Below are 13,446 nucleotides of genomic sequence, written 5' to 3' on the forward strand. Positions count from 1 at the left end.
GCCACAAGGCCCCTTTTCATTATTACGCGAACAACTCGTTGGCCGCTGCAACCACTGCGGCCGTAGTAATGCCAAAATGTTCAAACAGCTGTTCAGCCGGAGCCGATTCACCAAAGCTGTCCATACCAATGATTTTACCTGTCAGACCCACATATTTGTACCAGCTGTCTTTAATGCCTGCTTCGACCGCGACACGTTTAGTCACTGCCGCAGGCAATACAGATTCACGGTACTGCGCGCTTTGAGCTTCAAACACATCGGTTGAAGGTACAGAGACAACCCGAACTTTACGACCAGCAGCAGTTAATTGATGGTAAGCCTGCACTGCCAGCTCTACTTCAGAGCCTGTGGCAATCAGAATCAATTCAGGTGTGCCAACAGAATCTAACAATACATAACCACCTTTACGTACATCAGCCAGTTGCTGCGCTGTACGAGGTTGCTGTACTAAATTCTGACGGGTGAAAATTAAAGTGCTTGGGCCTTCGGTGCGCTCAATAGCAGCCTGCCATGCGACTGCTGATTCCACTGCATCACAAGGACGCCAGTTCATCAGGTTTGGCGTCACGCGCAGTGATGCTAACTGTTCAACAGGTTGGTGCGTTGGGCCATCTTCGCCTAAACCAATAGAATCGTGAGTGTAGACAAAAATAACACGCTGCTTCATCAGAGCGGCCATACGCACGGCGTTACGGGCATATTCCATAAACATCAGGAAAGTAGCACCGTACGGGATAAAACCGCCGTGCAGAGCTATACCGTTCATCATGGCGGACATACCAAACTCACGTACGCCGTAATACAGGTAGTTACCGCTGGCATCTTCTGCCGTGACCCCTTTCGAGCCAGACCAAATCGTCAGGTTAGAACCTGCTAAATCGGCTGAACCACCTAACAACTCAGGCAATAAAGGACCAAAGGCATTTAAGCTGTTCTGAGAAGCTTTACGGGTGGCAATCGACTGTGGGTTGTCTTGCAAATGCTGAATGTAAGCAGCTGATTTTTCTGCCCAATCTGCTGGCAAATCACCTGCCATACGACGTGTAAATTCAGCGGCCAGTTCAGGATAGACCTTGGCATAAGCGGCAAATTTATCATTCCAGCTTTGCTGAGCGGATAAACCTTTGGCTTTGCCATCCCACTCTTGATAGATATCCTGAGGAATGACAAAAGGCGCATGCTGCCAGTCTAAATACTCGCGGGCTGCTGCGATTTCAGCATCACCCAAGGGCGCGCCGTGGCAGTCGTGTGAACCGGATTTATTTGGCGAGCCGTAACCAATAATAGTTTTGCAGCAGATTAAGGTTGGTTTGTCTGACACAGCACGTGCTTGTTCAATAGCCGCTTTAATAGCTGCGGAGTCGTGTCCGTCTACACCGGCAATCACATGCCAGCCATAAGCTTCAAAACGTGCAGGCGTATTGTCGGTGAACCAGCCCTCAACATGACCATCGATAGAAATACCGTTGTCATCCCAGAAGGCAATTAATTTACCTAAACCTAAAGTACCGGCTAATGAACAGGCTTCGTGTGATACACCTTCCATTAAACAACCGTCACCTAAAAAGGTGTAAGTGTAATGATCAACTACATCATGGCCAGGCTGGTTAAACTGGGCAGCTAATGCCTTTTCAGCGATAGCCATACCCACAGCATTGGTAATGCCCTGACCTAAAGGTCCAGTGGTGGTTTCAACCCCAGGTGCATAACCATATTCAGGGTGGCCTGGAGTTCTGGAATGCAACTGACGGAATTGTTTTAAATCTTCAATGCCTAAATCATAGCCAGAGAGATGTAACAGAGAATACAACAGCATAGAGCCGTGGCCATTAGACAACACAAAGCGGTCGCGGTTGGCCCAGCTTGGGTCTTGTGGGTTGTGAATTAAATAATCGCGCCACAATACTTCAGCAATATCTGCCATGCCCATAGGGGCGCCCGGGTGACCTGATTTCGCTTTTTGCACTGCATCCATGCTCAAAGCACGAATGGCGTTAGCGAGTTGTTTACGAGATGGCATCTTCTCTCCTGCTTTATTGACTTTATAAATGACTTTGATCCAAGGGGTGGGGTTACCCGTATGCACTGCTCTTTTCTGTCTTTATTGGATTGGCGGCTAAGCGGGTGAACGCTGTTTTTACATGGATACGGCAAAGTTGGGCTCATTTTCACAGAGCATCGACCAAATCGCAAATTTTAATCCACACCAAAGCAAAGTTTTACTGGCTTGAGCCGATACATTTTCAAGCTTTAGCATTAAAGACGTCCGGGCGGCAGAAAGTTCTGGCAATGACCTGCTGCTTTCACTAAAATAGCCGCCCCAAATTACAGCGCCCAGGCGCGATAACAACCAACATGTGGAATACGTAAATGGCACAACACATTTTTACCTCTGAATCTGTCTCTGAAGGACATCCGGATAAAATCGCTGACCAGATCTCTGACGCGGTATTGGATGCCATTTTAGAACAAGATCCAAAAGCCCGTGTTGCTTGCGAAACCTTCGTAAAAACAGGCATGGTGTTAGTAGGTGGCGAAATCACTACCTCAGCCTGGGTCGACATCGAAGAACTCACTCGCAGCACTATTCGTGACATTGGTTACGTGCATTCAGATATGGGTTTTGACGCCAATTCCTGTGCTGTGTTAAGCGCCATTGGTAAACAATCTCCTGATATCAACCAGGGTGTGGATAAGAAAGATGAAGATCCTAGTGAACAAGGTGCAGGCGATCAGGGGTTAATGTTTGGTTATGCCAGCAATGAAACTGACGTGTTAATGCCGGCTCCTATTACTTACTCCCACCGCTTGGTGCAACAACAAGCCAAAGTGCGTAAAGATGGCACCTTGAGCTGGTTACGTCCTGATGCAAAATCTCAGCTGAGCTTTGTCTACGAAAACGGCAAGCCGGTTGGTATAGATGCAGTGGTGTTGTCCACTCAACACTGTGACACTATTTCTACGGCTGACCTGCGTGAAGCAGTGATGGAACATATCATCAAACCAGTGTTACCAACAGAATGGTTGAGCAACAAAACCAAGTTCTTTATTAATCCAACGGGTCGTTTTGTGATCGGTGGTCCTATGGGTGACTGTGGTTTAACTGGCCGTAAAATTATCGTAGACAGTTACGGTGGTATGGCGCGTCACGGTGGTGGTGCTTTCTCTGGTAAAGATCCATCTAAAGTTGACCGCTCAGCTGCTTACGCCGCTCGTTATGTGGCAAAAAACATAGTCGCAGCAGGTTTAGCAGAACGTTGTGAAATTCAGGTGTCTTACGCTATAGGCGTGGCAGAACCTACATCAATCAGCGTTGAGACTTTTGGCACCAGTAAATTAAGCGAAGATCAACTGATCGCTCTAATCCGCCGTCACTTCGATTTACGCCCTTACGGTCTGATCCAAATGTTGCAGTTAGAGCGTCCGATTTACCGCGCTACTGCGGCTTACGGTCACTTCGGTCGTAACGAATTCCCGTGGGAAAATACCGACAAAGCAGAAATCCTGCGCTCTGAAGCAAAGATCTAAGTTTTTGTTTTAACGGACAGAACCTAGTAAAGAATCCACCTTCTGAAGAAGGTGGCTTTGTGTTAAGCCCCTAAAAGGGGCCCTTTGTCGAGTAACTGAGCAACTGCAGCGTCCGTTACTTTTTTATTTAGTCTGTGCCAAAGAACTTGATGCCTAATCCCAGCTTGGTATAGCTCATAAGAAAAATACAAACAGAGTTTCAGGCAAAGCCTTTTGGATGATAACCACCTACTTCAGTAGGTGGTTTAGGGCCGAAAATCAAAAAGGAGAGCATTGCTCTCCTTTTTATTCGCCGCCATCCATGGCGCTTACCCGTTGGGCCAATGCTTCGCATCGTTAAAAATCGTTCCTGACGATTTTTTATGCGCCGCCGTCCATGGCGCTTACCCTTTGGGCCAATGCTTCGCATTGTTAAAAATCGTTCCTGACGATTTTTTTAATTTACGGTTTTATCAAAGCAAGATAAGGTAAAACCAATAAAAACAGTCACAGCAGATGACGCTAAAACAACACGGAGTATCCATGACGTCCAGTGCCGTAAAAACCTCCTGGCTGAATCGCAGCCTCAATGCCATAGAACGTATTGGTAACAAACTACCAGACCCTGCTATCTTATTTGCTTTATTGATGTTTGTTGTCTGGGGCTTGTCCTGGGCTTTATCAGGCGTTACGTTCACAGATATAGACCCACGCACAGGTCAGCCTTTTCAGGTAAAAAACTTGTTGGAAGGTGCAGCTTTTGCTGATTTCATGTCAAAAATGGTCAGTACCTTTGTCAACTTCCCGCCTTTGGGTGTAGTACTGGTCGCCATGTTAGGTTTAGGTGTGGCTGAGTACACCGGCTTTATCAACGCTGGTTTGCGTAGCATCTTAGCTGTGACGTCAAAGCATTTACTGACCCCTGTACTGATTGCAGTTGGTGTGTTAAGCCATGTCGCAGTAGATGCCGGTTATGTCTTGGTTATTCCATTAGGCGCGGTGATTTTTTATGCCGCAGGCCGTCATCCTTTAGCTGGTATAGCCGCAGCTTTTGCTGGTGTGTCCGGTGGTTTTGCTGCCACTTTATTTGTGCCCTCCAGCTTAGATCCTTTACTGGCAGGTTTAACTCAGGCCTCCGCCCGTTTATCTGCCGACCCTGCAGCCGCCAGTCTGGTGATTAATCCACTGAATAACTACTACTTCACGACTGCTTCTGTGGTGTTGATTGTCATTGTCGGCTGGGTACTGACAGATAAATTTGTTGAACCACGTTTGCAACAAACCAAAGTCGATGGAGACCCGGAGCAGTTGCCCTCAATGGAGCCATTAGATGATAGCGAGCGCAAAGGTTTGCGTTTTGCTCTGCTGTCTATGCTGGTCGCGGCCGCAGTATTAGTGGCAGCAGTATGGCCGGAAAATTCAGCGTGGCGCTCTGGCACTGGTGAATTGACAGCAGCTTCGGCTCCTTTGATGCAGTCTATTGTTGGGCTGATTTTTGTATTCTTCCTGATCCCAGGCATCGTTTATGGTTATGTCTCAGGCAAAGTCAAAACCCACAGAGATGTAGTGCAAGGCATGAGTAAAGCCATGAGCGGTATGGGCTATTACATTGTGATGGCATTTTTCTGTGCTCAGTTTATTTTTGCTTTTGGTCAGTCAAATTTAGGTGCTTTGCTTGCGATAAAAGGAGCGAACTATCTGCAGGCTATGGCCTTTCCTATGGCTGTAAACCTGGTTGGTCTGGTGTTACTGACCGCAGTAGTAAACCTGGTGATAGGTTCGGCCTCAGCAAAATGGGCACTGATTGGAGCCATTTTGGTTCCCATGTTAATGCAGCTGGGTGTATCTCCTGATCTAACACAAGCCGCTTATCGTGTTGGTGACTCCTCCACCAATATCATCACACCTTTAATGCCTTACTTCCCGCTGATCGTGGTGTTTTGCCAGAAGTATGTGAAATCGACAGGTATAGGTACTTTGGTGGCTCTGATGTTGCCTTATTCCATTACCTTGTTGGTATGCTGGACCAGCTTTTTAATTCTGTTCTGGATGCTGGGTATTCCTTTAGGTATTGGCGCAAGTTACGTCTACCCTGCCCCTTAATTGCTTTTCTGCAGATGACATCAGGCTTGTGACGCAGAAGTTGCGTCACAAGCCATACCCAGCCCCGCTTTTGCCTGCTACCATAGGCACTCTCTCAAGTGCTTAAGAAATTATGTTTATGCGTATTCCCAGAATTTATCAGCCTGGTGCTATTGCACTGCAGCAGGACTTTGCCTTAGCCGAAGATGGCGCCAATCATATAGGCAGAGTGTTGCGGATGCAGGCTGGCGACGAGCTCTGTTTATTTAATGGCGACGGTTTGAATTATCAGACGGTAATTACCGCAGTTGAAAAAAAACAACTGCTGGTTAAAGCCATCAGTTCAAGCGAAAACCCGGTGGAGTCCCCTCTCAAACTGCATTTAGGTCAGGGCATTTCCCGTGGTGACCGCATGGATTTTGTCATTCAAAAAGCAGTCGAGCTGGGTGTCACTGAAATCACTCCATTGTTTACAGAACGTTGTGGCGTAAAGCTGGATGCAGAACGTCTGGCTAAACGTACCGAACAATGGCAAAAAATTGCAATAGCCGCCTGTGAACAGTCGGGTCGTAGTGTGGTACCGCTGGTACATACAGCCCTGCAGCTGCATAAATGGCTGGCTCAAGAGACAAAAGATTTAAAGCTAACCTTGGATCCATGGACCAGCGACTCCATTAAGACCATAACAGGTAGTCATACTATTCGTTTAGTCATAGGCCCTGAAGGTGGTTTTACCGACACTGAAGTGACACAAACCAAAGACGCTGGTTTTATGGCCGTTCGTTTAGGCCCACGCGTATTACGTACCGAAACGGCGGCGTTAACCGCCATCAGCGCATTACAGTTACAATTTGGTGATCTGGCCTAAAGCAGATCCAAACAGGAGTGAAGATGATTAAATTAGGCATAGTGATGGACCCTATTGCGGACATCAATATCAAAAAAGACTCCAGTTTTGCCATGTTGTTGCAGGCACAATCCCGTGGTTATCAGCTGCATTACATGGAAATGAATGACCTGTATTTAATTGAAGGTCAGGCCCGTGCCCGTACCCGTTTGTTATCTGTGCAGCAAAACGGTGAACATTGGTATGACTTTGGTGGCGCACAAGACATCCCTTTATCCGATTTAGATGTGATTTTGATGCGTAAAGATCCGCCTTTTGATACTGAATTTATTTACGCCACCTACATTCTGGAACGAGCTGAAGACCAAGGCACCTTGATTGTAAATAAACCACAGAGCCTGCGGGATGCCAACGAAAAGCTCTATACCGCCTGGTTTGCTGAACATACACCAAAAACTTTGGTGACCCGCGACGCAGCGCGTTTAAAGGCCTTTTACCAGCAAGAGCAGGATGTGATCTTAAAACCTCTGGATGGTATGGGTGGTGCTTCGATTTTCCGTTTAAAACCGGACGATGCCAACGTCAGCGTCATTATTGAAACCCTGACAGAACATGGCAGTCGCTATGCCATGGCACAACGCTTTATTCCTGAAATTAAAGACGGTGATAAACGTATTTTGGTGGTGAATGGCGAACCTGTGCCTTATTGCTTAGCCCGTATTCCGGCCAGTGGTGAAACCCGTGGTAATTTAGCGGCTGGTGGTCGTGGTGAGGCTCGTCCTTTAACTGAAAGCGACTGGGCCATTGCCCGTGCCGTTGGCCCTACTCTGAAAGCAAAAGGCTTGATTTTTGTAGGCCTGGATATTATCGGTGACCGACTGACTGAAATAAACGTCACAAGCCCAACCTGCATCCGTGAAATTGAAGCCGCGTTTCCAGTGAATATTACCGGCATGTTATTTGACCAGATTGAACTACTGTTAAAGCAGAACCAATTAGTTAAACAAAATCAGACTGGGTCCTAAGGCGGTTATATGGACAATTTTCAGAATCATTTATTGATTGCCATGCCGGGTCTTGATGACCCGATGTTTAAACGCAGCGTGACTTACATCTGTGAGCATAATGCTGAAGGTGCTATGGGGATTGTGATTAATCACCCTATGCCAGTCAAAGTGACAGAGCTGTTAAGCCAACTGCAGATTGAACATGATGAGGAAAGCCACGCAGCAAAAGCCCAGGTTTGTGCTGGTGGCCCTGTGCAAAGTGACAGAGGTTTTGTACTGCACACGCCAAAAGAAGGTTACACCAGCAGTATGCGGCTGAATAAGGATCTGATGGTGACCACATCACGAGATATTTTAGAAAAGCTCACCACAGAAGAGGCGCCGGACAAATTTATTCTGGCTTTAGGTTATGCAGGCTGGAGTGCTGGCCAACTGGAAAAAGAAATGGCAGAAAACAGCTGGCTGATGATACCAGCCGACAACAGCATTATTTTTGAAATGAGCCATGCTGAAAAATGGCAAGGTGCAGCTCACGCTATGGGCATCGAAGTCTGGCAATTAAGCCCAGAAGCAGGTCATGCCTGATGAGTAGTAGCGTCACCGTATTAGCGTTTGACTATGGTTTAAAAAGTATCGGCGTAGCTGTAGGTCAAAGCATGACAGGCACAGCCACTATGCTCAAAGCCTTAAAAGCTCAGGACGGCATTCCGAACTGGGACTTAATTGAAGCCTTAATCAAAGAATGGCAACCTAAACTGCTGGTGGTGGGTTTGCCGTTAAACATGGATGGTACAGAGCAACCTTTCACCGCCCGTGTGCACAAGTTTGTTAATCGCCTACACGGCCGTTATGGTCTGCAGGTAAAAACTCAGGATGAGCGTTTAACCACAGTAGACGCCCGTTCGCAGCTGTTTGCTGAAGGTGGTTTTAAAAAACTTAGTAAAGAGTTGGTCGATAGCCTGTCAGCCAAACTGATTTTAGAAAGCTGGTTTGAAAATGGTGGCGCTTATGGCGATTAAAACCGGCTTCTACCGCCACTACAAAGGCCCTCTATATCAGGTGCTTGCGCTGGTACATCACAGTGAAACGGATGAAGAACTGGTGCTGTACCGTGCTTTATATGGCGACTTTGGCTTATGGGTAAGGCCACTGGAAATGTTTACCAGCAATGTCGAAGTGGCTGGCGAACTGGTACCACGTTTTAGTTTTGTCTCTGAACAAGCTCCTGCTGAATTGGGCGTTTTACCTGCATTGCCCCCTCTCCTCTGATCTGTCTGGGTTTGGATCACCTAAGCCGTCTATAGCAGCTTAGCTCCGACCCCGGGGCTTTTTTGTTTTTCATTACCGCCTTGATAAAACAACCACTTGTGTCTAAGTTGAAAACATGGAATTCAAGGCGTACTGACATGGAATCAAGTTCTGAACTAAAAGCTCTGGCGCTGGATGCGCTCAGTCATTCCCTGCCGACCGGCATTGCTGTGTTGGACAGGTCTTTTCGTTATATCAGCATCAACTCTATTTTGGCCGAATTTAACGGCGTTGCTATAGATCAGCATTTAGGTCGGACAGTAGCGGAGGTATTGCCTGCGATGGCCGATACCATTATGCCTCTGTTGGAGCAAGTGCGGGATACAGGCAAAGCCTTGTTAAACTTCAGCGTGCTCGGGGATCACAGCAATCACTCAGAGCAGTCACAATGGTCTGGCTCGTACATTCCACTGTTTAATTCAGAACAACAGTTTTGCGGTATAGCTGTGGTTGCGCTGAACAGCACCATGGATTGGTTTGTACAACAAACGCGTAAAGACGATTTAGAACGCTTGCGGAAAATTCTCGACAATATGTTCAGCTTTGTCGGAATTCWTACACCGGATGGCACTTTATTAGACGCAAACAAACCGCCACTGGAACTGGCAGGCATCACACTGGAGCAAGTCCGTCATAAAAAATTCTGGGACTGCTTCTGGTKGCAACATGATGCGGCGTCAGCCAAACGCATAGAAAAAGCCGTGTCGGATGCCAGAGCCGGGATCATCAGCCGCTTTGATATCACTGCCCAAATGAAAGATGACATTGTGATCATCGATTTTATGCTGGCTCCGGTGTACGACGATCATCAACAACTGAGCTTTTTGGTACCTTCCGGCATCGAAATCACCAGCAGAAAACGTAGCGAGCAAGAATTACAGGACAGCGAAACCCGATTTCGCCGTGTGTTCGACAGCACGGCTGATGGTCTTGTTTCTATTGATGGCCAGGGCCTTATCACCTTAGCTAATACCAGAGCCTTACAGATGTTTGGTTATGAAGCGGGCCAGTTGACGGGTAAGCCTATAGAAATTCTGCTGCCAGAGCGTTATCAGAAGCATCATCCTGCATTGCGTCAGGGCTTTATGTTAGCGCCCACCACCAGGCCCATGGGACAACACCGCGAGTTATATGCAAAACGTAAAGACAACACCGAGTTTCCGGTTGAAATAGGTTTAACTTACCTCGAAGGCGACAAAAAGGCAGCAGTGCTAGCGACGATCACCGATGTGTCGGCGGCTAAAGCCGCACAACAACACCTGCAAGGTATTATTGATGAAAAAACAACCTTGCTGGCGGAGCGTACTTTATTGTTAAACGAAGTTCACCACAGAGTGAAAAACAACCTGCAGATTGTCTCCAGTCTGCTGAGTTTACGCTCTCGGGGCGCCACACCAGAATTAAAGCAAGTACTGCTGGAGAGTCAGTTGCGGGTTCGCACCATGGCACTGACTCACCAGTTACTGTATGAAAAACGGGATTTTTCCTCGGTACCTCTGGCTAATTATTTAAGACAACTCTGCCAGTTGGTCAGGCAAACCCTTACCAATACTGACTTTATCAGCTTTGACTTTGCTCAAATAGACGATGACATTGTTCTGGCGCTGGAACAGGCTATTCCATGTGGTTTGTTAGCCACCGAAATTCTGACGAACAGCATCAAACACGCTTTTCCCGGACAGCAGCAAGGTCAGGTAAAACTGGCACTGGCTCAGACAGGAAACAGAATAACATTAGAAATTGGCGACGATGGTATTGGCTTGCCTGAGAGTGTTGAATTGGGTCAGGGAAACTCTTTGGGTATGCAATTGATCCCGGCTTTTATTGCACAACTAGGTGCGCAAATAGAGCTCAACCGCCATCAGGGCACCCTCTATTCCATTCATTTTTCATCAACCAGGGAATAAGGTTATGCAGACTAATATTCTGATTGTTGAAGACGAGTATATCGTCTCTCTGGACTTAAAAAATACACTGGAAGACTTGGGCCACAGAGTCACAGGCACTATAGCCAGAGGCGAAGATGTGGTGGCTAAAGCGCTGGAGTTCCCGCCGGATTTGGTGCTGATGGATATTCAGCTGTCAGATAAAATGCGTGGTACTGAAGCAGCTGAGCAGTTAAAAAAACAAATGGACGTTCCTGTCATTTTTCTGACCGCGTACTGCGATGAAAATGTTTTGGAGCAAGCAGAAAAATCCTTCCCACATGGTTATCTGATTAAACCTTTTGACCGCAGAGAACTGGAAGCCAGTATTCGTATGGCGGTGATCCGGCACCAGGCTGAGCTGAAAGTACGCAACTCGGAGCAGCGACTGCAACAGACATTAAACGCAGCAAAAATGAGTCATTGGCAGTTGAACTTAACCACAGATCAACTGACCACTGATGATAGTTTTTACGACAATTTGCAACGCCCTGACAACACAGAAGGCGGACTCTCACAGTTAAAAGCTATACTGGCTGGCGATGAGCATCAACGCTTGTCGCAACTTTTCGCCCGCAAAAGGGATTTTAATACCGTCTTTACCGCCGCCCGAAAAAAGCCGCTGCAATACCTTGAACTATTTGGCCATTTTCAGACGTCACAAAATCAGCATCTGATCAGCGGCATACTGCGTGATGTGACCAGTAAACAAAAAGAAGAACTCCAACTACGTCAGGCCAATACGGTATTTAAAACCACCTCCGAAGCTATTTTAGTCTTGGATGACGCTGGTGAAGTGATCTCAGTGAACCCGGCTTTTAGTCTGGTCACTGGCTACAGCGAAGCAGAAGTCAGAGGTATGAAACCGGACAACTTTTTGTACCAACAACAAAGCTTTCCTGTCTCTGCGCGATTACAAGAGCTTAGTTCCAGCCACTGGAGTGGAGAAGTCGAATGTAAACGCAAAGACGGCTCTTTTTTCCCTGCCTGGCAGCACTTGTGTAAAGTGCGTGCGCCTATGACTCAGGGAGCTATCAGCCATTATGTAGTGATGTTCTCAGATATCTCAGCATTACGACGCGCCGAAGAGCATTTGGCAACCCTGGCCTTCAGCGACCACCTGACCGGGCTTGGGAATAGGGTAAAACTTGAGAAAATGTTGCGAACTGAGCTGATCAGGGCGAACAGAAATCAAAGTATGTTAGGTATTTTGTATCTGGATTTGGATGGCTTTAAGCTGGTGAATGACACATTAGGCCATCATGCAGGCGATTTATTGTTGCAGGAGGTAGCGAAACGGATCAGCCAGCTTACAAGAGCCGGAGACGTAGCCACCCGGGTAGGAGGAGATGAGTTTGTACTGGTGGTGCCTGATATCCATCATCCTACTGACTGCCTGCGTATTGCCGAAAAAATATTACTCATTATTGGCCAGGATATTTCACTGCAAGACAATATTGTGAATGTATCAGCCAGCATAGGTATTGCCTGCTACCCGGACGATGCGACCAGTTATGAGGAGCTGCTTAAATGCGCTGATTTGGCGATGTTTGCCGCCAAAGATGATGGCAGAAACAGATTTTCTTTTTTTAATCCGTTAATGGCAGAGAAAACCAGACAAAGGGTACAAATCGAAAAAGACCTCAAAACCGCTTTGTGTAAAACCGGTGAACTCATCATGTACTACCAACCCATAGTAAGGATCAGCGATCAGGAATTAAGAGGTTTTGAAGCACTGATCCGCTGGGATCACCCCACTATGGGTTTTATTCCACCAGACCGTTTTATAAAAATAGCAGAACAAAGCAATCTGATTAACGAAGTAGGTGACTGGGTACTGCAGCAGGTATTCAAAGATATAGCGGAATTGATCCGACGCTATGGTAAGGACATTACTCTATCCATCAATCTGTCGGTGCGGCAGTTAGAGGATCAGCAGTTGGCAGATAAAATCAGGTTGTTAGCTGCAAGGTTCAACGTCACCTTATCTTTGATTTATTTTGAAATTACCGAAACAGCCCTAAGCCAAAGCCACAGCTTGTTGAACACACTTGACCAATTACGTCGCCTGGGTGCCCGAATTTCCGTCGATGATTTTGGTACTGGCTATTCATCCTTAAGCCGCTTGCGTGAGTTGCCTATAGATTGCTTAAAAATAGACAAAGCCTTTGTGATTAGTCTTGGCAAGGATCGCAGCAGTGCTGAGATAGTCCGGGCCATCTGTGCTTTAGGTAAAGCTTTGGAATTAGTCATTATTGCCGAAGGAGTCGAAACCCAGGCTCAATACCAAACTTTAAAAGACATTGGCTGTGATAAAGCTCAGGGCTATTTATTTGGCAGACCAGGGCCGCTGGGGTAAATTTTACCAGCTGTAGAAACACAACACTCAGCAACAATCCAAGGCAAGTCTGGTCCTGCTATCCACAGAGCGCTATACTCTCTATTAATCAATGAATTAATCGGACTTTTAGTGTGCGACTGACTCCATATGAAATAAAAAGCATCAAGGCTTGCGTAAAAAAAGTCCTTGGGGCTGATGCAACAGTCAGTTTATTTGGCTCCCGAACCGACGATACCAAATCAGGAGGCGATATTGACCTTTTGGTACAAAGTCCAGTAGCTATTGATAATCCCGCCATGACAGCAGCACGAATTGAAGCGGAGATCATTATGACTCTGGGCGACCAAAAAATAGATGTACTGCTAAAAGCTCCAAATATTGCAATCCAGCCCATTCATCAGATTGCCGAACAGGGAATTTTGTTATGAC

General features: G+C 46.8%; 11 protein-coding genes. 10 read left to right on the top strand and 1 reads right to left on the bottom strand.

The genetic code is table 11. The annotated features are described in order from the left end of the window. Positions 1 to 22 precede the first annotated feature (22 nt). On the bottom strand, positions 23 to 2,020 hold the full coding sequence (gene tkt, locus P3C17_RS13660; protein ID WP_300929958.1) for a transketolase: 1,998 nt from the start codon (positions 2,018 to 2,020) through the stop codon (positions 23 to 25). A 350-nt stretch (positions 2,021 to 2,370) separates the two neighbouring features. Between tkt and metK the strand changes: the two genes are divergently transcribed. From metK to P3C17_RS13710, 10 genes are all read left to right on the top strand, one after another. Continuing rightward, the gene (gene metK / locus P3C17_RS13665) at positions 2,371 to 3,528 is read left to right on the top strand and encodes a methionine adenosyltransferase (protein WP_300929959.1); all 1,158 of its coding nucleotides are present in this window, start codon (positions 2,371 to 2,373) and stop codon (positions 3,526 to 3,528) included. A gap of 522 nt (positions 3,529 to 4,050) precedes the next feature. After that, positions 4,051 to 5,610, top strand: coding sequence for an AbgT family transporter (locus P3C17_RS13670; RefSeq protein ID WP_300929960.1), 1,560 nt, complete (start codon positions 4,051 to 4,053; stop codon positions 5,608 to 5,610). A 118-nt stretch (positions 5,611 to 5,728) separates the two neighbouring features. Then, positions 5,729 to 6,457, top strand: a complete 729-nt coding sequence (rsmE, locus tag P3C17_RS13675) for a 16S rRNA (uracil(1498)-N(3))-methyltransferase (RefSeq protein ID WP_300929961.1) — start codon at positions 5,729 to 5,731, stop codon at positions 6,455 to 6,457. A 23-nt stretch (positions 6,458 to 6,480) separates the two neighbouring features. Then, the gene (gene gshB, locus P3C17_RS13680; protein WP_300929962.1) at positions 6,481 to 7,461 is read left to right on the top strand and encodes a glutathione synthase; all 981 of its coding nucleotides are present in this window, start codon (positions 6,481 to 6,483) and stop codon (positions 7,459 to 7,461) included. A gap of 9 nt (positions 7,462 to 7,470) precedes the next feature. Continuing rightward, positions 7,471 to 8,028, top strand: a complete 558-nt coding sequence (locus P3C17_RS13685; RefSeq protein ID WP_300929963.1) for a YqgE/AlgH family protein — start codon at positions 7,471 to 7,473, stop codon at positions 8,026 to 8,028. After that, positions 8,028 to 8,462 carry a Holliday junction resolvase RuvX gene (gene ruvX, locus P3C17_RS13690; protein WP_233078279.1) on the top strand — a complete coding sequence of 145 codons (435 nt, stop codon included), beginning with the start codon at positions 8,028 to 8,030 and terminating at the stop codon, positions 8,460 to 8,462. Before P3C17_RS13685 ends, ruvX begins: the two co-directional genes overlap by 1 nt. Beyond that, the gene (locus P3C17_RS13695) at positions 8,452 to 8,712 is read left to right on the top strand and encodes a DUF1653 domain-containing protein (protein WP_300929964.1); all 261 of its coding nucleotides are present in this window, start codon (positions 8,452 to 8,454) and stop codon (positions 8,710 to 8,712) included. Before ruvX ends, P3C17_RS13695 begins: the two co-directional genes overlap by 11 nt. 137 nt (positions 8,713 to 8,849) lie before the next feature. Continuing rightward, on the top strand, positions 8,850 to 10,658 hold the full coding sequence (locus P3C17_RS13700; RefSeq protein WP_300929965.1) for a PAS domain S-box protein: 1,809 nt from the start codon (positions 8,850 to 8,852) through the stop codon (positions 10,656 to 10,658). 4 nt (positions 10,659 to 10,662) lie between these two features. Next, positions 10,663 to 13,035 (top strand): EAL domain-containing protein, encoded by a 2,373-nt coding sequence (locus P3C17_RS13705; protein WP_300929966.1) that lies wholly within the window; start codon positions 10,663 to 10,665, stop codon positions 13,033 to 13,035. Between the two features lie 113 nt (positions 13,036 to 13,148). After that, a complete protein-coding gene (locus tag P3C17_RS13710) occupies positions 13,149 to 13,445 on the top strand; it encodes a nucleotidyltransferase domain-containing protein (protein ID WP_300929967.1) in 297 nt (98 codons plus the stop codon). The last annotated feature ends 1 nt before the right edge of the window (position 13,446 follow it).

The sequence above is a fragment of the Rheinheimera sp. 1928-s genome, from assembly GCF_029269265.1.
In the GTDB taxonomy this organism is placed as follows: domain Bacteria; phylum Pseudomonadota; class Gammaproteobacteria; order Enterobacterales; family Alteromonadaceae; genus Pararheinheimera.

Coding starts and splice junctions, on each gene's coding strand:
- tkt (WP_300929958.1), bottom strand. CDS start 2,020: ATGCCATCTCGTAAACAACTCGCTAACGCCATTCGTGCTTTGAGCATG.
- metK (WP_300929959.1), top strand. CDS start 2,371: ATGGCACAACACATTTTTACCTCTGAATCTGTCTCTGAAGGACATCCG.
- P3C17_RS13670 (WP_300929960.1), top strand. CDS start 4,051: ATGACGTCCAGTGCCGTAAAAACCTCCTGGCTGAATCGCAGCCTCAAT.
- rsmE (WP_300929961.1), top strand. CDS start 5,729: ATGCGTATTCCCAGAATTTATCAGCCTGGTGCTATTGCACTGCAGCAG.
- gshB (WP_300929962.1), top strand. CDS start 6,481: ATGATTAAATTAGGCATAGTGATGGACCCTATTGCGGACATCAATATC.
- P3C17_RS13685 (WP_300929963.1), top strand. CDS start 7,471: ATGGACAATTTTCAGAATCATTTATTGATTGCCATGCCGGGTCTTGAT.
- ruvX (WP_233078279.1), top strand. CDS start 8,028: ATGAGTAGTAGCGTCACCGTATTAGCGTTTGACTATGGTTTAAAAAGT.
- P3C17_RS13695 (WP_300929964.1), top strand. CDS start 8,452: ATGGCGATTAAAACCGGCTTCTACCGCCACTACAAAGGCCCTCTATAT.
- P3C17_RS13705 (WP_300929966.1), top strand. CDS start 10,663: ATGCAGACTAATATTCTGATTGTTGAAGACGAGTATATCGTCTCTCTG.